At 54.4% G+C, this 26,510-nt stretch carries 15 protein-coding genes; 6 read left to right on the forward strand and 9 right to left on the reverse strand.

The window, feature by feature from the left end:
• Positions 1 to 10: 10 nt before the first annotated feature.
• Complete coding sequence (locus tag R70331_RS21605; RefSeq protein ID WP_042178974.1) at positions 11 to 970, reverse strand: glutathione S-transferase family protein; 960 nt, start codon at positions 968 to 970, stop codon at positions 11 to 13.
• Between the two features lie 299 nt (positions 971 to 1,269).
• Between R70331_RS21605 and R70331_RS21610 the strand changes: the two genes are divergently transcribed.
• Positions 1,270 to 2,139, forward strand: coding sequence for a helix-turn-helix domain-containing protein (locus R70331_RS21610; protein ID WP_042178976.1), 870 nt, complete (start codon positions 1,270 to 1,272; stop codon positions 2,137 to 2,139).
• 66 nt (positions 2,140 to 2,205) lie between these two features.
• On the opposite strand, the gene R70331_RS21615 is transcribed toward R70331_RS21610, so the two are convergent.
• Genes R70331_RS21615 through R70331_RS21630 form a run of 4 tightly spaced genes read right to left on the reverse strand, consistent with a single transcriptional unit; the run spans position 2,206 to position 8,312 of the window.
• Positions 2,206 to 4,107 (reverse strand): DUF2264 domain-containing protein, encoded by a 1,902-nt coding sequence (locus R70331_RS21615; protein ID WP_042178979.1) that lies wholly within the window; start codon positions 4,105 to 4,107, stop codon positions 2,206 to 2,208.
• A gap of 12 nt (positions 4,108 to 4,119) precedes the next feature.
• Positions 4,120 to 5,256, reverse strand: coding sequence for a glycoside hydrolase family 88 protein (locus tag R70331_RS21620; RefSeq protein WP_042178981.1), 1,137 nt, complete (start codon positions 5,254 to 5,256; stop codon positions 4,120 to 4,122).
• A 38-nt stretch (positions 5,257 to 5,294) separates the two neighbouring features.
• Positions 5,295 to 7,109 (reverse strand): heparinase II/III family protein, encoded by a 1,815-nt coding sequence (locus R70331_RS21625; protein ID WP_042178983.1) that lies wholly within the window; start codon positions 7,107 to 7,109, stop codon positions 5,295 to 5,297.
• A gap of 57 nt (positions 7,110 to 7,166) precedes the next feature.
• Positions 7,167 to 8,312, reverse strand: coding sequence for a DUF2264 domain-containing protein (locus R70331_RS21630; protein ID WP_042178985.1), 1,146 nt, complete (start codon positions 8,310 to 8,312; stop codon positions 7,167 to 7,169).
• 124 nt (positions 8,313 to 8,436) lie between these two features.
• On the opposite strand from R70331_RS21630, the gene R70331_RS21635 reads away from it, so the two are divergent.
• Complete coding sequence (locus tag R70331_RS21635; RefSeq protein WP_052419154.1) at positions 8,437 to 9,285, forward strand: helix-turn-helix transcriptional regulator; 849 nt, start codon at positions 8,437 to 8,439, stop codon at positions 9,283 to 9,285.
• A gap of 634 nt (positions 9,286 to 9,919) precedes the next feature.
• On the opposite strand, the gene R70331_RS31200 is transcribed toward R70331_RS21635, so the two are convergent.
• From R70331_RS31200 to R70331_RS21655, 4 genes are all read right to left on the reverse strand, one after another.
• Positions 9,920 to 16,570 carry an S-layer homology domain-containing protein gene (locus R70331_RS31200; protein ID WP_081947698.1) on the reverse strand — a complete coding sequence of 2,217 codons (6,651 nt, stop codon included), beginning with the start codon at positions 16,568 to 16,570 and terminating at the stop codon, positions 9,920 to 9,922.
• Between the two features lie 209 nt (positions 16,571 to 16,779).
• The gene (locus R70331_RS21645; protein ID WP_081947699.1) at positions 16,780 to 17,619 is read right to left on the reverse strand and encodes a carbohydrate ABC transporter permease; all 840 of its coding nucleotides are present in this window, start codon (positions 17,617 to 17,619) and stop codon (positions 16,780 to 16,782) included.
• Between the two features lie 18 nt (positions 17,620 to 17,637).
• Positions 17,638 to 18,573, reverse strand: a complete 936-nt coding sequence (locus R70331_RS21650; RefSeq protein ID WP_042178987.1) for a carbohydrate ABC transporter permease — start codon at positions 18,571 to 18,573, stop codon at positions 17,638 to 17,640.
• Positions 18,574 to 18,646: 73 nt separating this feature from the next.
• On the reverse strand, positions 18,647 to 19,993 hold the full coding sequence (locus tag R70331_RS21655) for an ABC transporter substrate-binding protein (protein ID WP_042178988.1): 1,347 nt from the start codon (positions 19,991 to 19,993) through the stop codon (positions 18,647 to 18,649).
• Between the two features lie 357 nt (positions 19,994 to 20,350).
• On the opposite strand from R70331_RS21655, the gene R70331_RS21660 reads away from it, so the two are divergent.
• The 4 genes from R70331_RS21660 to R70331_RS21675 all read left to right on the forward strand — a co-directional run bounded on the left by R70331_RS21660 (position 20,351) and on the right by R70331_RS21675 (position 26,247).
• Positions 20,351 to 22,078, forward strand: a complete 1,728-nt coding sequence (locus R70331_RS21660) for a sensor histidine kinase (protein WP_081947700.1) — start codon at positions 20,351 to 20,353, stop codon at positions 22,076 to 22,078.
• Positions 22,079 to 22,110: 32 nt separating this feature from the next.
• Positions 22,111 to 23,760: a response regulator gene (locus tag R70331_RS21665; protein WP_042178993.1), complete on the forward strand. Its 1,650-nt coding sequence runs from the start codon at positions 22,111 to 22,113 to the stop codon at positions 23,758 to 23,760.
• Between the two features lie 107 nt (positions 23,761 to 23,867).
• A complete protein-coding gene (locus R70331_RS21670) occupies positions 23,868 to 24,536 on the forward strand; it encodes a hypothetical protein (protein ID WP_042178995.1) in 669 nt (222 codons plus the stop codon).
• Between the two features lie 4 nt (positions 24,537 to 24,540).
• Positions 24,541 to 26,247 (forward strand): GMC family oxidoreductase N-terminal domain-containing protein, encoded by a 1,707-nt coding sequence (locus R70331_RS21675; RefSeq protein WP_042183028.1) that lies wholly within the window; start codon positions 24,541 to 24,543, stop codon positions 26,245 to 26,247.
• The last annotated feature ends 263 nt before the right edge of the window (positions 26,248 to 26,510 follow it).

Genomic DNA, 26,510 nt, shown 5'->3' on the forward strand with positions numbered 1-26,510 from the left:
TCCCCTCCCTTCAGCTATGGCGTCCATGGGGAGTATTCCACTGGTTCAGGTCCGGCCCTTTGGGCAAGATCCGGTAAGGGTTGGACCCTTCAGCCGCTATCAGTATAGATAAATGATAATGCTGCTTGATCGCTGTAAAATCCGTTGTATCTCCAAAGCCCGGAGTCTGATACAAATCTCTGGCATATGCCCATAGATGATTGTAATCAGCCAGCCGCTGCCGGTTCGCACGGAAGGCGGTGTAATAGGCAATATCAAAACGGGCCAGAGTGGTATACAGCCGGACATCCGCATCTGTCAGCTGGTCCCCGAACAGATAACGGCCTTTGGACAGACGTTCCTCTAGTTCATCAAGCCGTGCGAATAAGGTATGATAGGCTGCTTCGTAGGCTTCCTGCGAGCGGGCAAAGCCGGCCTTATAGACGCCATTATTCACATCGTGAAAAATCTGCCCGTTCAGCTCATCAATCTCCGCACGCAAATGCAGCGGATAGAGATCCGGTGCGCCCTGCTTATGCAGCGGAGCCCACGCCGTCTCCAGATCATTGGTCAGCTTAAAATAATCGTTATGTACCACCTTGCCGGTTGCAGTCTCCACAATTGCCGGCACTGTGGGACGCCCGCGGTAATCCGGGTCAGCCGCATGGTAGGCTTCACTCAGATAGCGGATGCCCAGCACCGGGTCTTTACCGTCTTCATCCAGAGTGAACGCCCAATCCGGGTGCGGAAGATCAGGCCGCAGCGGATCAGCAGTGCCCAGGCTGATAGCCTCTTCGAGACCCAGCAGCCGCCGCACGATTACTGCACGGTGCGCCCACGGGCAGGCTGCCGACCAGATCAGCCGGTACCGGCCCGGTTCCACCGGAAGCCCGCCGGGATGATCCCCGAAGGAAGCGGAGAACCGGTTAGTCTGTCTTACAAATGAACCATTATCGGCAATTTCTGCCGGTGTCTCTGTTGTATTGCTCATCTGGAATACCCTCCTTTTAAATACGCCCGCCCGTGGGGGGCTGTGAATTCCTCTTATTCAGGCCCGAGCGGATAAATCCCGTATGGATTGGCTGCAACCCCTCAATATATCCGACCAAGCCCATCGGTTTATTTGATTATAGATTGATAAGTAGTCCACTTATAGTAAAAATCGGAACCTCCGTTCACATTTTCGTTGCTTGACTTGAGCGCCGCTACTCGTTTTAATGTGAATATCTCTTTTAATACTTATAATTCATATTGGCTAAATAGGTTTTGAGAGAAAAGGAGGTTTCTTATATGCTATTGCCAACAAGGCCATCCATACTCTACCGTCCCTTCCAGCCAGCCTTTGAAAAGACGCTCAAGTCCTATTCCGAATATCTGCCCTCCTTAACCGATTCCTTCGGCGGCGGTATTCAATTCTACGGCTTCTATATGGACAACCTAAACGTCAATCAAATGTTTGTCATTCCCGAGGGCTGCATGAGCCTCGTAATTTGCTGCTATCCGGACGCCCCGTCAGCCAATATTTGCGGTACCTTGTTCAAGGGCAGACAGGGATTTTTCGTCCGTTCGGAGTGCGAGTACTTTGTTATCCGGTTTCTGCCGGGCTATGCAGAGCATTTCTTCCGCTACCCTATTGGAGAATTCAGTGAGCTGGAAATCCCCGTCGGGGATGTCATTCCCAATGCAGCAGAGTTGCTGGAACGGGTGGCCCTAAGGAAGACCTTTCATGAGCGGGTCCGCGCCTTTGAGGGCTTTTATCAGACTTACATAGGGCCTCAGCTGGAAGTCCCGCGCCTGATCGCATATCTGACTGATCAGATTATCTGCAGCCGCGGCACCTTGCATGTTAATGACCTGTCGAAGGATACCGGGTACTCCAGCCGTTATATGATCAAGTCTTTTGAGCGGTATATCGGAGCCTCTCCGAAGCTGTTCAGCCGCATTATCCGCTTTCAGCATGTACTGGAGCTGCTGGAGATGAAGGATTATAAGAAAACGCTGGAGCAAATCTTTGAACTGGGCTATTTCGATCAGAATCATTTCATAAAAGAGTTCAAGGAGTTCAGCCTGACCACACCCAAGAAGTATGTGATCAAGGGGACGACCGGACCTGCCGATCTGATGGATGCCTCCCTCAATACTCTGTCTAAACATTTGTAGCGGCAAAAAGGGCTGTCCCGCGCCATGTTATGGCGCGGGACAGCCCTTTTACCAGAAATATAAAGCTTAGTCCATACGGATAAGAATGTTGTGACTATCAGCCGTTAGTACCGTGATTGTCTGCTGCTCAATGCCTACATTAAGCCTGGACTCCGGCTGCTGCTCCAGAATAGCAGCTGCCTGGCGGCTCCAGCTATCCATAGAGGGATTGGCTTCCGGATCACCATAGACCGCTGACACCAGCCAATGCACCCCCGGCTCAAGTGATGCCGTCAAGGTAGGCAGCACGGTGCGCGGCCGCAGGAGGTTCGTGTTCGCATTCGGCATAATCAGCTCTGCCTTACCTGCGGGGCCGGCATATCCGAGCAGTCCTTTAATCGCTGTAGCTCCCCAGGCCGTGCATGCAGCTGCGCCTGCGGGGCTGATAAATTGCCCGCGCTGTGCCTCCTGGCCAAGGGCAAAGCCGCCTTCCGCAATGTCCAGCGCCCGTCCCGCTGCAATCCGGTGCACCCGGATATGCCACGGGAGTCCGGCGACAATCCAGGTGCGGACTTCAACATCAGACCACGGCTTCCATACGCAGTGAAGCACATTGTCCGTAATCTCTGATTTCAGGTTCCGCCTTCTGACCCGGTACAGGTTATCCCCGCTCTCACTCAGGGCGAGCATGGAATCAAAAGCTCCCTGGGACAACCCCCACTCCGCACGGGGCACGCTGAACCCGAAGCCGGTCGAGTACACGAATTTCTCGTACTTGGCCGAGGTATGAGTATGTTCATTCGTATACAAATGCCCGCTGTTGAAGCCGGCCACATGGCCTGCCTCACGCACCATAACCAGATGCGCCGGCTGCTGGACTGATACTGCAGGAAGCTCCGGCAGCGGCAGCTCGTCTTCCTTCCAGAACGGGTGCTCCTCGCCCAGCGCCAGCGGCAGAAAGGACTTCAGCGCCCAATACGGTGATCCCGGCGCATTGTAATTCTCTGCCATCACCAGATTCGGATAGGTGTAGCCGATCGTCAGCACGCCGTCCCGGTCAAAAATCTCCTGGCTGAACCACCAGCGCAGATTGCGCAGCACCAGCCCTTTAACCACTCCGGCGGGGTAGCCGCCTTCTACATCTGCATAAGCATATGCGCTCCAGAAGGCCGATTGGGCAAAACGGTACGCCAGACTGCGGCCGTATGGCAGCGCGGAGCCGTCCGGGGCGAACCAGCTGATAAACTGGGGTGCGAACAGCTCTGCTCTTTTCTTGAACAGTGCTGAACGCTCCGGGTCCTCCTGCTCCATCAGCTTCGCATACAGCAGCCCGTAATAATGGATGGCAAACGGTACATAGTAATCGCTGTGCCCGTTGACCCCGTCGCTGTACCAGCCTTCTCCCAGATAGAATGCATCCATCCGCTGCAGGTTCGTCTCCAGCTGCTCTGCGTCATAGGCAAGCCCGAGCTTTTTGAAGCCGGCATTGACCAGCACATTGAAGAACAGCCAGTTGCAGTCATAGCAGGGATGGGCGTTGATCTGATTGAGCCAGCTGTACAGCTTATCCTGCTCCTGCGCAGCAAGCGGCATCCAGATCTGTTCCGGTACCGCAGCCAGAGCGAAGCCGAAGACCGCCATCTCTACCAGCCGCTGGTCGTAATCAGCCACATCCCCCCAATATTCGTCATGTGCAGGATCTGTGCCATGCCGGATGCCATCCAGCACGGTATCCAGAAGCGGGCTGCTTCCGCCGCCCATCAGGAGCGGCACCAGCCCCCACAGCACGCGGGAAAAGCCTTCCATCTGCGCTACGGCTGACGGATAGCTGGCTCCTGTCTTTCCGGCCCTGAGGCGTGCTCCCCCCGGACTATACAAGGGCTGCAGCGGAGCGGTAAGCTGCTCAAGCGCCTGTACCAGATCCTGACGGGTGATAAGCGGATTGTCCTGTATTGCAGCCGAAGCCGCAGGTCTCTGTTCCATTGTCATCCTTATTCTCCCCTATTCCCAGTAGAACGGTCCGGCTTCCTTCACCCGGGCCAGTGCCTCTACGTAGAAGAAGTCACCGTAAATGAGCGGGACATCGATGTTCCCGTTCTCCGGGTAGTTGCCTGTGCCGTGCAGCAGCAGCCCCTGCTCCTCCGGATTGTCCCAGGTGCCGTAGTTGCTGTAAAGCGACTCCAGTATTTTCAGGGCAGCATTCCGGTATACATGCGATTCCGCAGCGTTTACCTGACCGGCCAGCAGCAGCATTCCGCTCGCTGCACACGAACCGGCAGAGGTATCGCGGAGGTCTCCGGTAACACCTGCAGCCCGGAAGTCCCAATGCGGAACATGATCCTCCGGCAGCCGGGTGATGAAGAAATTCGCCACCTGCTGGGCTGCGTTCAGATATCGTTCAAAGCCGGTATGATGATAAGCCAGCGCCAGGCCGTAGATTGCCCAGGCTGTGCCGCGCGACCAGGCAGATTCCGGCGCATAGCCCTGGCCGCCGCGTTTTTCTGCAACCTCACCGGTGTGCGGATTGAAGTCAACAATATGATAGACCGAGCCGTCCGGCCGGATGAAATGCTCAAGCACTGTATCCATATGCGCTTCCGCGATATGCCTGTAACGCGGATCACCGGTCGTCTCGGACGCCCAGAACAGCAGGCTCATGTTCATGCAGCAGTCGATAATGGCAACCCCGCTGTTGTCTTCCCCTTCACGCCACGGATTCCAGGCCCGGATATAGCGGCCCTTCAGATTGAAGCGTGCTGCCAGATAATTGGCCGCCTTCAAAGCCCGGGTACGCGAGACCTCAGAACCGGTCAGCTTGAAGTTCGCAATACTGGTCAATATCCACATGAAGCCCAGGTCATGATCCAGCTTGACATAGCTGTCAAGCACCTGATCCAGCCGCTGCTCACACTCCTCGGCAACCGACTTCAGGCTCTCGCCGCCGCCCCCGGCATAGAGCTGCCAGAGCATGCCCGGCCAGAAGCCGGCTGTCCACCAGTGGGGTGCCGCCAGATCGTATTTACCGCCGTGGCTGGCATGAGGGAACTCAGAGCCGATACTCCGGCTGTTGGTAACGGTCTTCTCCAGCGCTTTGGTCCAGGCTGCTTCCACCCATGTAGGCTGTGCTGTCTTATTCATTTTAAGTTCCCGCCTTTGCTTGAATGATTGTGTTTCTTCTATATAAATTGAAAGGTAAAAGCATAGCTGCCTTCGCTGCCGGGCCGGACAGCAAGAAAGTCCAGACTGTGCCATACCTGCTTCTGCCCGAAATGATCATGGTTCACATGCTCATTAATCTGCAGTTCAACTGCTGCCGGATCATATGTCACCTGTACTCCGCCGCCGTCTTGTCCCGGCAGCAGCACCGCACCGGAGGATACTACCTTCGGCTTCCGCCATGTTATGAAGCGTTCTGTCCAGCTTGCCGGCGCTCCTTCATAACGGTATACATCAGCCAGCTCCAGGCGGGGCAGCTGTTCCTTATGCCAGACAAGAGTGCGGATGAGTGACTGCAGCCCCTCCGCCTCATACGCGGCTGTCAGGTCAAGCGTCAGCTCATCCGACGCCCCGTCCGTTGCCGCGTGCACTACAGCGGCACTGAACTCCCGGCCGGCCTGCTGATACCGGCCGTTAATGACCGGCACCGAATGACCCTGGGAGCCGTTGCAGTCATACCCATAACGGCCGGCGCCGAAGTAGCCGGCCGTATATTCCCCGCTGCCCAGATCGGCAGCGTACACCTCACCTCGGCCGGTCAGAATGAACTGGCCGAGGTCATTATGGTTATGCGGCTCGTTGTTATGGCCGCCTTTGGCTGCGAAGCCAAAGGTACCAGCCGGCGAGACATGCCGCGACAGCAGCCAGGCGGCATCGGGAAGGTAGGCGCTGGCTGCCGGCCAGTCCTGCTGCCCGGTGCCGGGCTGCTTCCAGATCAGATTGCGCAGCGCCGGTGCGAACCGGCTGCAGTGATCCTCGGTGTACGGAGCCCGCAGCTCTGCGGGAGGGCCTTCAACCTCTCCTGGATATACTCCGGCCAGGTAATGGGATAATCCCATATGCACATGCACCCGGGGCAGTGAATCGGAAAAATTGGCGGTAAGGCTGCCGTCAATGAAGCACTGCTGCTGGAAGCGGGCGATCCGCTGAACCTTGAGCACCTTGAACCAGTCGAGGCCTCCTGCGCTGCGGGAACGGAGCAGATCACTGTAGTAAGTGAAATAGCCGAACCCGTAATTCCAGTAGCCCAGCCCTTCCAGGCAGGCACCGTCCTCCCCGAAGCCTTCCAGATAACAGTGCATGCTGTTTTCTGTCTTATACAGAATGTCTGCCAGCAGCTGCGGATCTTCTATAGATAGCATTGCAGCGGCGCCGATGGAGCCGGCGCAGACCGCTGCCCAGTTGTGCCGGGCAGTCTCCCAGTCATAGGGCCCATGTTCGAGAAAAGGCCGGAACAGCCTGTCTTCCGTTTCCTGTCTGATCCGCAGCCGGAGCTGCAGCGGAAGCCGTTCCCCCAGCAATAGCGAAATTTCACTCAGCGTAAAACCGGTCTCGGCCGAGAAGAGGTCAATATAACGGTTAATCTCCGCGGCTTCATGCCCTCCGGGAACGTGGGCCGGCAGGCACCAGGTGTATTCGCCGCATACCGCCAGGAGCATTTCTTCCGCATACTGCAGATGCTGTATGCAGTCCGGCTCCAGGAGTGCCAGGAATACATAGGTGTTAAGCCTTCTTCTCCGTTCAAAATACACCCGTTCATATTCAAGTCGTGAGCCGGTGCGTGCAAAGACCGAGAACAGCTCAGGAGTCAGCTCAGGAATGGGCTGGCTTCCCAGCCGCTCCCCTTCTGCACGGATTTCTGCAATGTCCTGCTCAAGATGACCGGCAGATGCCGCTGTTCTCCAGAACGTTTCCTGATTGCTTCCGGGATAATAACAATCTAGATCTGCAGACTTAAACTGAAGTACTCTTTCGAAAAGCTCCTGCTTGCTCATGTGCTCCTCCTCCATCAGACGGTTAAGCTGTGTCTGAACCATTGTCTGCTACCGGCATTATTTACCGATTGCCTGATCCCTCATTACATTCTCACCGTCAGCAATCTTCGCAGAGGTCCATTTCATGTCGTCCTCCGCCCAGAAGGGATCGGAGGGCAGCAGGCCGAGCGGCAGAAATACAGAGGCACATAAGTAGAGGCTGCCTGTATTAATGTAGCTTTCGGCAAGATCCGGCTGATAGCCGTATACTCCCGGCCGCAGCCAGCCTTCCCCGTCCAAATTTCCCGGGAAATCCATCGTCCGTCTGATAACCGCTGTCAGGGCGCAGCGTACCTGCTGCGGAGGCAGCGCATCCTCCAGAAAATGCTGCAGCGCAGCCTGCGACAGCAGCTGAAAAGCGCCGAAACGGTACACAATCGACCGCCCGGTGAACGGATAGGTTCCATCCGGGGCAATCATCTTTTCCAGTACGGCAGCGTACCTCCGGGCCCGCTCCATAATGACCGGCTTCAACGCAGCATACTGCGCAGAGTCCTGCTCAAACACCGCAACTACATCCGCCAGCATCGGCTGAATGACAAAGCTGTTATAGTAATCCCAGTGGAAATCCTTACCGTCCCCGTACACGCCGTCGCCTTTGTACCAATCCATAAACATATGGACCGCATAGCCTACACGCATCCGGTCATAATCCGGATCGCCCAGAATGTAGAGGGCAGCTTCCACCATGGCGCTGAACAGAATCCAGTTGCTGCCGCTGGGCGCGGTGCGCCTTGTTTCTTTTAACGCGGTAATTACATTAGCCTTGACCCGGCCGTCCAAACGTCCCGCGAGCTGCTTCGGCGCCCGTACCAGCGCATGGGCCAGAAAAGCGGCGTCCACCAGCGGCTGGCCTTCAGTCTTAAAGTTCATATAATCCGGGGAAGCCGGGTCGGTACCGGCATCAATGGCTTCCAGCATCAGGCCGGCATAGCGGGCTCTAAGCTGCTCCTCTTCACCCTCCAGCCCCTCAAGCTCCAGCCATGGAGCCATCCCGCAGGCCAGCCGGGCAAAAGCCTCCAGATGGGCAAACTGACTCCGGTCAGCGTGAAATTCAGTAGGAAGCTCTTCTTTTAGACGTCTGCGGCTCAAGGCATCCAGTACCGGATGACCGATCAGCAGTAAGGTATCAAGCCAATATTTACGCTGCTCCTTAATATGCATGTAAGCGCTCTTCCTTTCATTTGCACAATCTACCTTTATAGTTTACTGTTGAGTTATTGCAATGTCTTTGCGATTAATAAGGTTTTATTGCGTTTATTGCGATGAATCGGAAGGGGCAGCAGGAATGAAGCATTCAGAGTACTATCAGCCGTTTCAGGGGGATATTCTGGCCGGAATCGGCAATTCGCCGGTCTCTCCGACCCGTGATTTTCATATCCATGATCATTATGAAATCTTCCTGTTTCTGGGCGGCAGGGTGAATGGATTCGTAGAGCAATACAGCTATCCGCTGCAGCGCGGGGATGTGCTGATTTTCAATAACCACGAAATTCACAAAATCATCAATCAGACCCAGGAGCCGTATGAACGGTTAACCATCCATTTTCGGGCTCCGCAGATCTATCCCTTCTGCACGGCAACAACCAATCTGCTCGCCTGCTTCCAGAACCGCCAGCCCGGTGAGCATAATCTTGCGCATATGGAGGAGCCGCTGCTGAGCGAGTATCTGGAGCTGTCCATGCGCCTGATTGAAACGGTGGAGCAGCCGAAATACGGCAGCGAGGTGCTTGCCCTGACTTATCTGATCCAGATTCTGGTGCTTGTAAGTGAGCTGTACACCCGTACCCGCTCTGATGTAACCAGCGTTATTTCACCCCATATTCAGGCGGCCATGAGCTACATTGACGGCCATCTGCAGCTGAACCTCACACTTGAGCAGATTGCCGGTGAGCTGGGTCTTGATAAATATTATCTCAGCCATATGTTCAAGCAGCAGACCGGGGGAACCCTCTACCGCTACGTCCTGCTCAAAAAAATCACCTTAGCCAAGCAGCTCCTGTCCGCCGGCACCTCTGTCTCCGATACCTGCTATCTGACCGGCTTCAACGATTATGCCAACTTCATCCGCACCTTCAAAAACATCACCGGCATCCCGCCGGGCAAATACGGCAAGCTGGCGGAGCGGGCCGACTGAGGCGCCGGGTGCCTGGGCTAGGAGAGAGCGGTTAGCCGTTGGGCTGGCGGTTAGCCGTTGGGCTGGCGGTTAGCCGTTGGGCTGGCGGTTAGCCGTTGGGCTGGCGGTTAGCGGTTAGCCGTTGGCCGTTGGCCGTTGGGCTGGCGGTTGACGGTTGGCGGTTTGGTTTCTGGCTTTGGCTTCAGCTACTCGGAACTTTGTGCATATACTAATCTGGATGCCATCTGCCCGGTTGTATTAGGTAGCTGTCTGATTTACGATGCATTTTGCCCGGAGCTGCTTCTTGCCTTGCTGCTCTGTGCTCTGTGCCCAATGCTGGAGATGCCGGGAGTGTGATGAGCATGCTAATAGTTAAATGGAATTTCTCCGCCTATTTCTCAACAAAACGCCTCTCACAAGGTATTAGCGGGAAAAACTCCACTTAAAATACGCGATATTCCCTCCCGAAGTCTGATTCACCCCAAGTAAGCGAATTCATTCCAATTAATCATAGTCATCGCATAAAAAACACAGATTTAGGTGGAGGAAATCCGCCTAATTCCTCAAGCGTTTCTTTCCTTCGTCCTCCGCTCTGCCCAATAGAAGCCCGGCCGCCAGCATATTGCGCAGGCGGCCGGGCTTCTTGCTTGCAATCCTACTGCTGCTTCAGCAGATTGTAGATCACCTGTGCACTTTCGGCACGGGTCATCAGTGCCTGCGGAGCAAATTGCTGGCCGCCGCGTCCCTGCAGAAGTCCTGCCTCTACAGCGATGCTAACTGCCTCCTCTGCCCAGCCGCTGATGTGCAGCTGATCACTGAACGATCCGGCTGAAGCTGCCTGCGCCTTCTCAGCCTGCAAATACTCGTAAGCCCGCACAACCATCACAGCCATCTCCTCACGGGTAATGCTGCTATCGGGAATGAAGGTATCTGCTGTGCGTCCCAGTACAATCCCTGCCTGATTAACGGCAGCTATGCTGTCAGCGTACCAGGCTTCAGTCTTAACATCCTTGAATGCCGGAGCTCTTCCAGCCGCAGCCTCCAGGCCGAGCGCCCGGGCGAGCATCGCCGCGAACTGCGCTCTTGTCACCTGCCCTTGCGGCGCATACTCCGCAGCGGAAATCCCTTCAATAATATGTCTGGCGGCCAGCGACTTGATTGCGCTGCCGGCCCACATGCTGCTGCCGACATCCGCGAAGCTCTTGTCATATTCCAGCACTGCATATTGGCTGAAGTGACTTACCGCTGCTGTCATTTTTCCATCCTTCAGGGTGCCTCCAACATACTCGATCTTTCCATCCCCGGCAATATAGTACACGCCGAGCAGATCGGGGTTGGCATCACCGTCGACACTGAATGTCAGACGCAGCGGCACATCAAACGCTGTTATCTTTGTAGCAGTGCCGTCTGCAGCGACAGTCTCCAGGCTGAAGCTGATTGCATCCCCTGCCGCAGACAAGCGGAGTGAGCTGCCCGCAGCCTGATTGTTGATCAGCTGTTCGGCCGCAGCCGCAGAGGTCTTCAGACCTGTCAGCCTGATGCGTACCTGATCGGTCTGAGTCTGCCCCGCTGCTGCTTTCTCTACAATGCTCTTCAGCGCATCAGGAGTGAATTCCACTGCAGCATTACTCCATGCTAAGCGCAGTGTACTGCTGCCTGTCAATCCTTGAACACCTGCCGGAAGCACGACGGATTCTGTGCCTTCAGCCAGCTGAACCGTAACGGCTCCGTCTTCAGCAGCAGGAATATCCTTCTGCTCCAGTGTCCGTACAGTCTGCACCGCAGGTGTCGGTGTAGCCGCCACCGGTGGAGCAGTTTGTACAGGCGCATCCGTCGGTGCTGGGGTAGGTGCCGGCGAAGGCGCCGGAGTTGGCGTCGGTTCCGTTACCGGCGGCTGCTCTTTCTCAGCAACGGTTACGGTTCTGATAACCTCAGCCGCCGCATTACCCGCTGCATCGCTCACATTATAATGGTAGAGATAAGTACCTGCTTGCGTGGTATCCAGCACCGTTACCGGCTGGCCGCCCATCGAAAGTGTCACACTAATCTGACCTGTAAGATCTCCGTCCCTGTCATCCGAAGCTGTTGCGCCGGCGTCGGTATACGCTGCGCCGTTCTCCAGCTCTACAGCTGGCTCACCAAGCAGGGTAATAACCGGCTTTACTGTATCCGGGTCTTCGGCTACAACTACTGTTCTCGTTACTTCCAGCGCCTTGTTGCCTGCGGCATCACTGACATTATAGTGGAAGGTGTAGACATCCGCTTTAGCCGTATCAAGCGCTGTCAATCCATATACCTCACTGCTGACTGTAGTGACAATCCGGTCTGTCAGATCGCCGTCCACCTCATCGGCTGCAGTCGCTCCGGCATCTGTATATTCCGATCCGAGCTTAACATTGACCACCCGATCTCCGTTCAGGTTAATGACCGGTGGTGTTACATCCGGCTCAGGCAAGGTAATCGTACCGCTGGCCGAACCCGTAGCCAGCGCTTCACCTTTGCTTAGCGCTACAGTAAAGCTGAAGCTTCCCGCGGTGTCCTCAGCCGCTTCCTGGAAAGCGGTAAAGATCACGTCTCCCAGTATCACACCTGTTTCACTCAAGCCTTCCAGCCCGGAAATGGCCTGCTGGAGCCAGACCTGCATAGCCGCTTCACTGTTGGCTTCCTCCTTCTTCACATTAAAGGCTGCTCCCTCAATAATGCTCTTGGCCTCATCCACGGCCAGCTCATTGGCAACACTGGTCTTATCTCTGGCTATAGCCACATAGCTGACCACCGAAGCCTGATTGCCCGAATAGGTATTGTTAATTGTATACTTCACTGTTCCGCTCACCGGCAGCGTGAAATCATGGTTAAGCATAACGCCGTTCGGTCCCGCAATGATTCCGGTGCGGACAGTCTCCGTTACCGGCTGGCCCCCGGCATCGGTATAGCTGACGGTGATATCCATCGTGCGGTTAGCATTGCTCCACCAGTCCCTGTGGAAGGAGGTAACGGTATATTTGCCCGCCTCCAGCGGGAACAGATATACCAGCGGATTATTTCTGGTGTTGGAGCCGTAGACCCCGGTCTGCGATTTATCCGTCGCAACTACCGCACCTCCGAGTCCTTTCATGCCGTAATTAGCCCCCGTGTTGGTATGTCCCCATACGGTATTCCCGGTTGATAGCTGATCTGCCTGCTCATTCAGCAGACCGGCACCCACAAAATCCTTGATAACGGTATAAGGCGGAGTAACCCCTTCCGCAGCTACACCCGGATCAACAAAATAAACCAGGCCCTGCGGCACGACTTCTACATATACAACTGTCTTGAGATTGCCGTACGTACCGGTAACCGCCACTCTGTCATACGGCGTATCAAAGCTGACTTCCGCCGTATTCCACTTCACAGTTACAGGCAGTTTGCTGCCGTCTGCCCGTGTCGCCTCCACCTGCTGCGGAAGAACAGGCTGCTTGCCGGCATAGGTTGCGGTATCCGGCAGAACAGCCAGCTCCCGCAGGTCGCCTGTGGTCAGCTGGTTCTGCGCCGAGACCAGACGCGCAGCCAGCTGCAGGGCTCCCTCCTGATCAAGCCGGTAAGCTGCTGCATCTGCCAGCGCACCCTCGGCACTGTCCAGTGCTATTGTGAACAGCTGCCAGTCCGCTTCCGCATATTCGTCCAGCTTCACCGTTTCCTTCGCTGCACTCACCGCTGCGGCAAGCGCTGCCGTATCCGGTGAGCCTTGCACTTCCCCGGAGACAACTGCTACGGCATCCACAAGCAGTGTTCCGCTCAATACTTTAATCTCTACCGTATGCTGGCCGTATTTCAGCCCGCGAAGCGCATAGGTCTGATAAAGCTCCTTCGTGGCCATGGTTTCCGCCGACTGCACAGCAGTCTTGCCGTCCACTGTCACTTCAAGCTTCGCTGATCCGTCATTCGGGCCCAGAATATCCAGCCCGGTACCTTCAAACGTATACGTGAGTGTCGCACCTGCCCCCTGACTGGTGGAAGTGGAACGCTGATAGATGAACATGCCGGCGCCGTTGGTATGATTCCAGTTCCCGTTGTAGGCCAGCTTGGCATTCGGGGCAGCAGCCAGATCATACATTTCCAGATTGTCCAGCAGCTCGGAATAGTAAGGTGCATAGCCGTCTACCGTCTCTACCTTCAGATTGTCGAACCGGACATGATAGTAGCCGCTGGCCAGATCAACCCGGCCGGACAATTCAGGAGCCGGATCGGTATAAGCCGCCAGCTTCTCTCCGTCCAGATAAGCGGTCACTGTGGCTCCGGCAACCTGGACAGCAAGGTTATGCCAGGCATCATAAGCCGTATTGAAGCCTTCAATTTTCACGCCGCCGGTGCCTGTCGCCGCATTTCCGCTGGCCACAGCCCCGCCGTTCACCAGCAGCTGCCAGCCGCCGTCAAACCAGAATTTCAGCACATATGGCGTACCGCTAATCGTGTGTGAGCTGCCGCCGCCCTGATAGCGGGCACCAATTGCCGCGTAATTGGCACTTCCCTCAGTGCTGTTATGCTCAAACGAAACATCTACGCTGGCTTTGTAGTTCGTCCAGCGGTTGTCGCCGATGGCTGTAACCGGATCGCCGCCGTTCCAGGTGCCGCCAAGCCCCATAATGCTCCGGTCCAGCTGCTGGCGGAGAACATAGTTATCCGACCCGTCCGGCAGATAAGCCTCAAATGCACCGTTGCGGTCATGGGTATAGCGCGGAATGGCCCCCTTTGATCCGCCACGGGAATCGATATAGCTCTCGGTACCTGCAGCCTTTCCGCCCTCTCCGATCTTAACAACTGTCCGGTCCGAATAGTCAAAATCATCGGCGTACAGGAATTTGTCTCCCGTATTCTGCACCGCTCCTGTTGCATCGGTATCCAGCACCGTCCGTTCGCCTTCCACAGGCAGCGGGGTGTTATATTCCGCTTTGTCCTTGGTATCCAGCGTGGTTACTGTAACCGTTGAATACGGCTTCACTTTCACGGTGTATACACCGCCGCCGTCTGCGGCAACATCGCCGAGATACTGCATGTAATTGCTGTTGAAAGCTTTTCCGGCGTCAGCTGCACGGGTCTCCCATACCTCTAAGGACGGATTGCCGGTGTAAGCCATATTGACGGCCTGCAGCTTGTAGGTTTTGGCGTACTCGCTGTCATTTACAATGACGGACGAGAAATCGCTTTTGTCAGGGGCAGCAAGCGTAATATAGCTTGGCGTTCCGTTGCGCCCGTTGACCGGGTTAGTTCCTGTAGCACCGGTGGAGCTGGCCTTGGGAACTGCTCTCCAGATGCCTGCCGTGTTGTCTTCATTTTCCCAGCCCAGCTCTGCGAACCGGCTGTAATGCTGCAGAATGACCAGGCCGGCGTCATAGTGAATCCAGCCTGACCAGGGGTCGCGTGCGCTGACCAGCTCCTTGAAGGAATATTGTCCGCCCTCATAGAAGGAGCCGATTGCCGGCTGGTAAATAAAATGCGTACGGCGTGAATTCACAAACCCTTTAATAATCGTGTTGCTCATTTCCAGCGGACCGCCTACCCCGCCGATCCCTGTTCCGGCAGTTGCAGGGTCCTTCACATTGTTATTGGGGCGGAACGCTGAATTACTGAATGTAGCCTGCGCCTCGCTGTTCCAGATCTCAATGTCATACTGCTCGGCAAGCTTTTTGAAATTGCCTGCGGCATCATCATCGGTGTTGTAGTGATAGCCGGCAATCGGCACGGCATTACGCAGCGACTCATCGCTTACCATTGCACTGCCGAAGGAGCCGATGCCGACCTCATCAGAGATAACCACTTGAATCCGGTTATACAGCGCTTGCTCCTCTGCACTGGCAAAGCCCTCTTTATCGTTCTTTACCTTGTCTGCATATTGCTTGGTCCACTCTATATCCGGCGCATGCTCGTTAATATGCGGGTTAACGTAGCTGGTCATGTAACCATACTGGCGGTAAGCCTCCAGAATCGTGTTTTTGTACCAGGTATAGATTTTATCGTTGTTATCCGCCCAGGCCGGAGCGCTCCAGCGCAGGATGCTGACCTTGAGGTCCGGATTAACCGCCTTTGCATCGGCTGCCAGCTGGAAGCCGGGATGGCGCTTGACGTTGACCTCCTCCTCTGCGGTACGCATCGTGGCCGGGTCAGGTCCGGTGGAGTTGTTGCGGTCATTACCCATCTCTATTTTGACATGGGTCATCAGCGGATGCTCCCCGCCGAACAGGATCTGCAGCATTTCCGCATATTTTTCCGGCTGCTCTGACTTGTAATCCATCAGGAGTGCACTGGTGCTGTTGGCACTCAGTACACCAAAGCCCTTGAACGTAAGGCCGTGCTCATTGTCCGGCTGAATGTCATTGCCGTTCAGCAGAACCTGTACCATCGAGGCGGCATTTGCCTTGGCATCCTCCAGAATCGATTTAATTCCGCCTTCGGCCATGGCGAACCAGCTGAGGATCGGCTTTTCACCGGAGATTGAGGCATATGTCAGCGTCATTGGAACGCTGGTGTCTGCATCTGCGGGAACTGTAAATTCGCCGGAGTGAATCTTGGATGCATTGATATTGAACTCATTCAATGACAACGTATGCTTGCCGCCGCTTGTATCCTGGTACTCAATCCGCGGCTGAATAACCCGCGAACGGCTGCCATACCAGTCATAGAAGCCGCTGCTTAGCGTATAGGTTCCGGCTTCAAGCGCCTTCAGCTGGTAGACGATATTGTCGTTAGCTGCGCGTACACCCACTACCCAGACAGAAGGATCTGTAGCAGGATCAGTATGTCCGCCGTCCTTGGAATTTTTGATCTTCTGCACGGAATCATCGAAGCCCCAGGCAGTAGTGCCGCTGACATAGCGCTGGTCCGGTGCCTGGTTGATCAGGCTCCCGCCGCTGAGAGCTTTGACCGCTTCATACAGCGGGGAGGCCGTTGGCCCGTTCCCTACCGAGTCTCCGCCCCGGCCGCTGTCCACAAAATAAGCAAGCGGATAATCCGCGGGCGGAATGACCAGAGCGCTGGCGGTAACCGGGCCGCTGGCCGTTGTTCCGCTCACGGTTACCGTTTCGTAAGGTACTGCGAACGTGTCTTCCCCGATCTTCCAGCTGACAGCCGTACTGCTTCCTCCGATATTAACGCTCTCCGGCAGATTGGTGCCCGCCGCATTCTTTGCCCCCATATAAGCGGCTGCGTAGACGTTATCTGCAGTTGCAGCAGATGCTGCCGGCTGGCCGGGTCCCGGAAACATTCCGAGCACGAGCATGGCCGTCATCAGGATGGAAAATAGCTTTTTGCCGGATACTGGCTTTCTGTTCATTCACTTGTCCTCCTTCAATAGTTAAAGTGGGCAAACCAAAACCAAAAGAAAGCGTATACATATTGATCTAAAAAAATATGCCTTGGACAGCTTCCGGACAAGTTATGCGATCTCAGAAAGCTTGGGACAGACAGACAAGGCATAGACAAACAAACCTGGCAGCTTGCGGATAAGGCAACTGCCAGGCTTGCAGATAACTGTAATTCTCTCTAGCCTTTAACCCCTGAAGCTGCAACACCCTGCACGAAATACTTCTGCAGCGCCAGGAACACGATCACTACCGGAATAATAGATACAACACTAGCCGCCATAATCAGCCCGTACTCAGCGGAATACTGGGATATGAACATGCGGAGTCCGATTTGAATCGTCTTCAGCTCGGTTTTGGTCAGATAGATCATCGGTCCGAGGAAGTCGTTCCAGGTGTTGACAAAGGTGAAGATGGTCAGCGTTGACAGGGCCGGCTTGGACAGCGGGAGCATGATTCTGGCCCAGATTCCGTATTCGCTGAGACCGTCAATCCGCGCCGCTTCACATAATTCATCCGGCACACCCTGGTAGAACTGGCGCATCAGGAACACCCCGAATGCCGAGAAGGCCTGCAGCAGAATAATGGACAAGTGCGTGTTATTCAGCCCGAGCGAACGCATCATGATGAACTGCGGTACCATATATGCCTGCCAAGGAATCGCGATGGTAGCGATATAGCCGAGGAACAGGATATTCTTCCCTTTGAACTGCAGCTTGGAGAATGCATAAGCCGCGAAGCTTGAGGTCAGCAGCTGCAGAATCGTAACAACTACGGACAGCTTGGCCGTATTATAGATGAAGCGGCCGAGCGGAATCCGGGTCCAGATGTCCACAAAATTTTGCCAGCGCGGCACATCCGGAATCCACTGCATCGGGAAGGAAAAGACATCCTTGTTCATCTTAAGTGATGAGGACAGCATCCATACATAAGGAATCAGCATACAGAAGACTGCTACAGCGAGCAAAGCGTATATTAATACTTTTACGCTGACTCTGAAGATTTTATTTGAACCTACCATATCATTCATATCCCCCTATTATCCGTACTTCTTCTCGCCGCGGAACTGGACAATGGTAATACCAAGCACCAGCAGGAACAGCACAATAGCCATGGCGCTGGCATATCCGTAATCAAGCGAACGGAACGCCGTGTTGTAGATTTGATAGACCATTACTCTTGTTGAGTCGTTCAGCTGATTGTCGGCACCGGCAAACAGGTTGATGAAGATATCGTAGACCTTGAACGAATTAATGACCAGGATCATCAGGACAAAGAACGTCGTAGGTGCCAGCTGCGGAACGGTCACATTGCGGAACCGTCTCCAGGCGCCTGCGCCGTCGAGCTCAGCAGCCTCATATAATTCCGGGTTGATCCCCTGGAGGCCTGCAAGGTAGATGACCATGTAGTAACCCATGTTTTTCCAGACAGTAAACAGGATGACTGTGAACATCGCCCATTGCTTATCCGCCGCCCAGCGGGGAAGATCCTCAATCGGTACGCCTGAGATCAGATGCAGGATATTATTCACAGGACCCATAGTCGGGCTGAAAATAAAGTTCCACACTGCCGCCACCGCTACAAGCGAAGCAACATAAGGGAAGAAGAAAACAGTACGCATAAAGTTACGGGCAATAATCTTCTGGTTCAGCAGAATAGCCAGCGCAAGGGCAACAGCCATCGTGAACGGTACAACGCCGATTGTATAGACAATCGTGTTCCACAGCGCTTTATGGAAGGTGGTATCCTTGATCAGCCGGGCAAAGTTATCAAAGCCGACGAATTCCATCGGATTGGCTCCGTCCCATTTGACAAACGCCAGGACAAAAGCAAAAAACATAGGGACAAGCGTAAAGATGGCAAAGCCGATAAAGTTCGGCGCAATAAAGCTGTATGCTACGAGATGATCCCGGACGCCCTTGGACAGTATGCTTTTGGGGGCTTTTTTTGGTCTAAGTACGGTTTCATTTTGCATTCCTTCTCCTCCAAACCTTCTATGCAAAGGGCGGGCATGGCCCGCCCCCTGAGAATTACCGCTATATCCTGCCTTAGTTGTTCAAAAGCGACTGCACACGGGTGTTCATGTCCTTCAGGCCTTCGTCAATCGTCGCATTCTTGGTCATGATGTTGTCATGCGCTTCGTTCAGAATGACTTCGATATCCGCGCTCTTCTCATGCATAGGCATTTCCAGGTAAGTCTGCACAGTAGTCAGGGCAGCCTTGCTGTTGTCGTCTGCAGGGAAACCGTCGATGGAAGTGATCGAGCTGATAACCTCATCATTTTTGATCGCCGGAATCGTACCTGTGGAAGCAATGACAGAAGCACCGTTTTCACCAGTTACGAACTTCATGAAATCAAGGGCAGCTTCCTTGTGCTCGGACTTCTGGTTAACCGCCAGGGAAGTAATTGTTCCCAGTGTGGTTCCCGCTTCAACGCCGTCCGGATGCGGATATTTCACGATACCCCAGTTGGTTGCCTGGGACTCGCCGCTTTTCACCTTTTCAATCTGGGTGGCGATGAACCAGCTGCCCATGTTCATCATGGCAACGGAGTTGTTGTAGAATACGCCGGAATAGTGCGTGCTGGAGGTCTTCAGTGTTGCATAATCCATTACGATACCGTCTTCCTGCTCTTTCAGGATGCGCTCATAGGTAGGCTTCAGGAAGTCGTAGCTTCCGTCCACTACAGTGTTCTTGCCGTCCAGGATACCGAACAGCTGAACCGCACTGCGCCATGTGTGATAATGTGCACCGTATACCTTTTCCGCGCCGCTGCCGGAGGTCATCTTTCTGGCCAGCTCATCGTATTGGTCAAAGGTCATGTCGTTGCTCGGATATTCAACCCCTGCCTTGTCGAACAGGTCTTTGTTGTAGTACACGATCCAGAAGTCGCTGCGGAAAGGAAGCGCATAAACCTCATCGTTCACTTCAATCTGCTCTACAGTACCGCCATACAGCGCCGGATCAATGCTGTTTGTGCCCATGAAGCCTTTTAACGGCTCAAGATGGTTCTGCTTCACCAGGTTGGAGTAGCCCGGAATGTCCTTGATGGTCAGGATATCGAGATCGGCACCGCCGGACAGCTGCGTGCTCAGCATCGTCATATAGTCGGTGGAGCCAAGGTCAACGTACTCGATTGTCACGTTCGGATGCTCTTTCTGGTAAGCCTCGATCAGCGGTTTATAGTAAGCGGTTGCTTCCCAGTCCCACAGCGCCCATTTCAGGGTAACAGGCTCCTGGCTCGGTTCGGAGGAAGCGCTTGCATTGGTTCCGGCAGGAGCAGTTGTAGCAGCGGCATTATTCTGTGCATTATTGTTGTTGCCGGAGCAGCCCGCCAGCAGGCCCACGGAGAGCACTGCAGTAAAGGTCATGCCATACAATCTTTTGTAATTCATTGATTTATCCCCTTTTCTTCTTGTATTGTTGACCAGTCATCATCTTCTGAAGCTATTTCACATTCTACCGGGTTACAGCCCGGGATGGGATGTATTTTCCTGCTCAGATCATTCACTTTTATGTTCTGTTTGCGCTTTCATTGTCCTGAACCTGTAATTTTCTATTCAAAACCTGTAAAATTCCCGGTTCCTGCCTCCCCCTCTATTTTGAAATACAGGAATATGCTATGGTGGTTATAATGCTTCCTCTACCGTTAACCGGCATTATTGTAAACGCTTCAATCCATTTTTTTATTGATAAAGGAGAGAATCATCACGAATAGAAGATCTACCATTAAAAGCCGCATCATCCTGATCATGATCGTTTTTGCGATGCTGATCGCCACCCTGCTGTCTTTTTTCAGCTACGAGCTTATTTCCTATTATCAGCGCAAAACGACAATCCAGGCAACCGAGTTCAACCTGCAGCTTGTCTCCCATATTATAGAACAAGACCTGCTCAACCTGTCCGTGCTGGCAATGACCAGCAGTACTAATTCTACTACTAATACGCTGCTGGCGGATTATTTCGAATCACCCGATGCCAAGGCCAGGGATGCGCTGAATGTATTCAGCTCGATGCAGGAGGATTTTCAGATTAACCGCTCCTACAATTATGTCCGCCGGCTGATCGTAACGGATAATAACGGAAAATTCCTGCAGCTCGATAATTCGGTCAGTGTGTCCACTCCGCTCACGATCCACAATATCGGCCAGATTACCGGACTGAACAACGAGGCTACAGAGGAATATGACCAGGTGATCAAGGACCCGCTCTCCACCGCCTATGGCATTCCGTTTATTCTGCCGATTTACGGGGACCATGCCTCCCGGATCGGGACCGTCTACCTGCTGGTCAACACCTCGGTGATTACCGACAAGCTGAAGGGCTACACCCTGCCGGAGGATTCGCGTCTGCTGCTGACGCTCGGCAACAATCATTATGAGATTATTGGTGATAAAATACAGCAGATTACAACCCCCTACGAACCCGTCGCTTACACCGAGGATGAGCCTGTCGGCCCGATGACCAAGCTGTCTGAGATCAGTCTGGAGGATGAGGAGCGGACGCTGGCCGTCTCCTACGTGGTCAGAAGCGGAGTTGAGCTGACCCAGACGATTGCCGGCAACCAGTTCGCGCCAAAAGCAAATATATGGATACCGATTATGTTCGGCGTCTGCCTGTTAGTGCTTGTGCTCAGCGGCATCATTACCCTGTATCTGACCCGGACGATCAGCCTGCCGGTGGAGAAGCTCAAGAAACGGATCGACAAAATCGCCCAGGGCAACTTCCTGCTCGACCGCAACATTGAGTGGAACAGCGAGCTTGGGGATGTAGGCCGGGGTATCAACCGCCTATCCCAGGATATCATTGCCCTGATGGACAGCAGGCTGGCCGATGAGAAGCAGAAGCAGGAGCTGGAGTACCGGATGCTGCAGAACCAGATCAACCCCCATTTTCTCTATAACACGCTGAATTCGATCAAATGGATGGCTACCATCCAGAATGCTACAGGTATCGCGGAAATGACCACCTCCCTGTCGAGGCTGCTGCGCAGCATTGCCAAAGACAACCGCCGCCTGCTGCCGCTGCGTGATGAGCTGAACCTGCTGGAGGATTATTTCCTGATCCAGAAATACCGTTACGGCAGCACTGTAACGATGGTGCAGAGTATTGCGGACGAGGAGCTGCTATCCGGCCTGATTCCGCGCTTTACCCTGCAACCACTGGTGGAGAACGCGATTTTTCACGGCATTGAGCCCAAGGGCAGAGGCGACATCCAGATTACCGTGGCCAAAAGCGGCTTCGCCGACATTCTGATTACAGTCGAGGATAACGGGGTCGGCATGCCGGAGGAGCAGATTTCGCATATCCTGTCCAAGCAGGAGGAAGGGGCAAAGGGGCTGTTCGAGAACATCGGACTGCGCAGCGTGAATGAGCGGCTGCAGCTGGCGTTCGGGGAGCCTTACGGGCTGTCGATTGAGAGCAAGCCGGGACAATATACGCAGATGAAAATTATGATCCCGTTCCAGCTGAAGGAATAGTCTGCACTACTACAAGCAAGGAAGTGATACCCTTGATCAAGCTGCTGATTGCCGATGATGAGGCGCTAGTCTGCATCGGCCTGCAATCCATGCTGAAATGGGAGCAGTATAACATAGAGATTGTCGGTGTAGCCCATAATGGGGCCCAGGAGGAGGAAATGATCGACAGCCTGCGCCCCGACATTGTGATTAGCGATATCAAAATGCCGATTAAAACCGGTCTGCAGGTCGCTGATTCCGTCCGTAAAAAATACGGGCGTGTCCCCCTGTTCATCATCCTGACCAGCTACGAGGAGTTCGAATATGCGCGCAGCGCCATTGAAGTGCAGGCTGCCGATTATCTGGTGAAGCTGGAGCTGACGCCGGAGACGCTGGCTGCCTCCATCCAGCGGGCGATTACCCTGCTCGGGGAATATCAGACGATCGAGAGCTATCCCAAGCTGGTGCACCGCGGCAACCTGCAGGCCGAGCGCGATAAATTTTTTGTGCGGCTGTTCAACAATCTGTTCGAGAACAAGAACCAGTACCTGCTGCAACAAGAGGATCTCGATCTCGACCTCAGCGGCTCCGCCTATGTGGTCTGCACCTGCCGGATTCTCGGGCCGGACACGGTTCCCCCGCGCGGGGATAAGCTGGTCGCCCTCTGCTCAAGCACGGTGCAGATGGCTAAGGATACACTTACATCCATCAGGCCCTGCCATGTAACCAGCCTCGACCTGCGCAACTTTGCCGTAACCCTGCCTGTCTGCGGAACCGATCCGCAGCTGTGGATGCCGGATACCCGCAAGCTGCTGGCCGATATGGCCTCCGTGCTCCATAACTATTTCAATGTGACGATTATCGGGGCAATCGGCTTTGCTGTAGAGGACCCTTATCTGCTGCGGGAGAGCTATCTCGCCGCCCGCAAAGCGCTGCCGGCTGCGGTCAATGCCCAGTCCTTCGTCTTTTTCTCCGAGGGAAAGCCGCCGGAGCAGGACTTTCCGCTGTTTGATTTCTCGGAGTCGCGCTCCGAGATCCGCCGGGCCTTTGAGGAGATGGATACCCAGGCGCTCTATGCCATTATCTCCAGAATGATTGAGATCTTCGACGGGCGGTCCGACCTGCTCGTTCCCGCCACCGATGCGGCCTGTAATATTCTCTACATGGCTACCTCCCTGCTGGCAGATGGTGAAGAAATCGTGGAGCACATCTTCGGGCATGAGCCGGAGGGCTACCGGGCAATCTACCAGATGCATTCTATTGAAGAGATAGCCGGCTGGCTGGTCTGCTTCCGCGACGGCGTCTCGGAAATGCTGTCCACCCGGAGACAGAGCTACAAGGAGCAGATCGTCAAGAATGTCCAGGAATATATCAAACGCAACCTCGGCTCCAAGCTTTCGCTCAACCAGGTAGCCGATGTCTTCAACTTCAGTCCCAACTACCTGAGCCACCTGTTCTCCAAAACGGCCAAGGTCAACTATGTCGAGTACATTACAGAGACCAAAATGACGGCCGCCAAAGAGATGATGCTGCGCGGCGAAGGCCGGATCTATGAAATCTCGCAGAAGCTCGGCTATGAGAGCGCCTTCTATTTCAGCAAGGTGTTCAAGAAGGTTACCGGCATGTCCCCGCGGGAGTATATGCAGCAGGGCGAGGTCGGTGCACAGGCTGTACGGGATACCAAAGAGAACAGCCGCTCATAAATAAGCCTGTTACGAATTTTCCTTCTCCGCGGCCTGAACAGCGTCTGAAACCGCAGCCTGGAGAATAGGTATCTATATCAGGGGATCCATCTAAAGGGGGATTTATTATGCATCAGGCCGCAGCCTATGCCGCAGCAGTCCCTCCCCATACCTATATCACCTTTCTTGCTCTAGTCGAAGCCATAATTCCTTATACAGCAGCCTGTTCTGCGCCTGGGGACGTTCAATCTGCCGGAGCTGTTCAATTCGGTATCCACGAGTATTTAATCTGGGAACTGGACCACAATCTGTCTCTTTGGCAGGGCTTTTATCTGACAGCAGTACCGTTATCCGCTCCTACAGCAGAGCTGCTCAATTATGGGGCAGTCCAATTTACCGCATTAGGGTACAATCAGGCCCCTCCCTGCTGCGCCGGCCGGACCGGGTGTCCGTTTGCCGATCTCCACCCTGCAGACCGGATTCGGGTGCTGTCCATGCTGGAGCAGTCGGATCAGCTTGATTTGGCCCCGTTGCCGCCTCCCTACCGGAATGACCTGGGGATTGTCCGGTACATGATAGATTTTATCAACAGGCAGACCCTGTTCGGCAACTATTCAGAATGGCCGGCATACGGAAGTACCCGGCTGAGAGCCCCGACAGAACGGAGGCTGGAGGGTTTCCCGCCGGGCTGGAGCCAGGTGCACTATCCGGGCGTTGTCCCCGGCTACCGGGCCTTTATGGGCAATGTATTGACCATTGAGCGGCAAGGAGGAGGGTCATCTATTGTGTGCAGCTGAGTCTATGTTCGATGCTGATGTCATCGTTATCGGTTCAGGCGGCGGCGGTGCTGTTGCCGCCAAGGAGCTGGGAGAAGCCGGCTTGAAGGTTCTGGTACTGGAAGCCGGTGCCTGGTACGGCAACAAGCACTGGGCGAATCCGAACAGTGAGCACGGCGGGGATTGGAGCTCTGATTATAAGGATCTGGATATCGGGATTTATAAAAAGGTCTTCAACTCGTATGAGAACAATATGAACGATGTCGTATCCGGAGTATTCCGCTTTGGACCTGCTGACCGGCGCCGCACACCCTGGCACCGGATTATGCGGCAGAAGGGGGACATCTGGCAGGCCTCCGGTGTCGGCGGCACGACTCAGCATTACTGGTCACAGTCTCCACGGGCTTTTCCCCAGGCCATTGATCAGGTATGGCCGCTCAGCTACCGGGAGCTGATTCCTTACTATGAGAAGGCCGAAGCTACCTTGCCTGTCCAATTCTCACCCACAACCCCCAAGGAAGAGCTTTTTTATTATGGTGCCAAAAAAGCCGGCTGGCAGCTGAATCCAACACTGAACGTAACCACTCCGGGCTACCGCCCCAATCCGAACGCCATTCTGCCTCCCAACGACCGTCTGATGGATCCCGGCTGTTCACTTGAAGAGCTGTCGGATATGGAAGGATGTACGCTTAGGGGGAATTGTGTCAACGGATGTGCATCTGGTCCTTCGGTAGACAGGATTGCCAAACGCAGCACACTTGTCAGCTATGTACCGCTCGCCCTGAAAACCGGCAATGTTGCGATCCGGCCCAACTCCTTCGTTATCAAAGTCCTCACATCGCAGGACCCCAAGGAGGGCCTCCGTGCCACCGGCGTCCAGTTCAGGGATACGTGGACCGGGGAAATCGGGGAGCTGACGGCCAGAACGGTTATTATGGCAGCCGGCTGCATCGAAACACCGCGGCTGTGGCTGAATTCCAGCCTTCCTTTTAATGAATGGGTCGGCAGAGGGTTAACCAATCATTGCTTTGATTGGGTAGGCGGCGTGTTCGAGGAGAAGGAGCTTATGCGGATTATGGGCCTGCCCGAGGTCTATCCTTATGTGGGCCATACTTCAGGAGCAAGGGTCGATATTCCGGGAACAGGCATCTTTCAGGTCTCCTGCCTGAGTCCGGGATTAATGTCTTTTCTGACTTATGGCTTCAGTGAAGCAGGCTATAATGCCCTGAACCCGCCGGAGCCCGGAGAGCCATGGAATATCCGCGGCAGGGTCGCCGGTCCGCAGCTGAAGGAATTAATGAGGAATTACAGCCGGACAATGACCATGCTGCTCCTGACGGATGATGAAACGCTTTACCGGAACCGGGTTGAGGTTGACCCCCTTCTCAAAGACGAGCACGGCCCGATTCCAATCGTGTATTACACCCCCAGCCCCAAAACACTCAAACGGCGTGATCAGCTGGCAAGATATGCGTCTGAAACCTTGCGGCAGGCCGGGGCCAGGCAGATTATCCGCTCGGATACCCCTTTTGGCTTCATGCTTCATCTGGAGAGCACGATGCGGATGGGCTATGTAACCGATACCAACTGTGAAGCCTTTCAAGTGAAACGCTTGTTCATTGCTGATAACAGTGTGCACTTCAACGGAATAGGCGGTCCCAACCCCACACTTACGACTCAGGCGCTGGCTACACGGACTGCTGAAAAGATAGTAACCAAGTACTTCAGTTAACTCCCCAGCACGGTGGAATAATACAGCAATGCTCCTGATATGGCAATAATAATAAGGTAAGCTATAACCTTCCCAAGAAGCTTCACCGCCCTTCACATCCTTTCTTCCAGCATTTGTGTACCACGGAGGAAGTATCTGCAGCAGCGGAGAAAATATACCCGTATACACAAGGCTATTCCTGGAGGCTGATACAGCTCTGCGAATGGCTTTTTTCCAATTTTAATGGATAACGAGGTAATTGATGGTGAATATTAAAGGCTCTG

The organism is Paenibacillus sp. FSL R7-0331, assembly GCF_000758645.1.
Taxonomy (GTDB): Bacteria; Bacillota; Bacilli; order Paenibacillales; family Paenibacillaceae; genus Paenibacillus_AQ; species Paenibacillus_AQ camerounensis.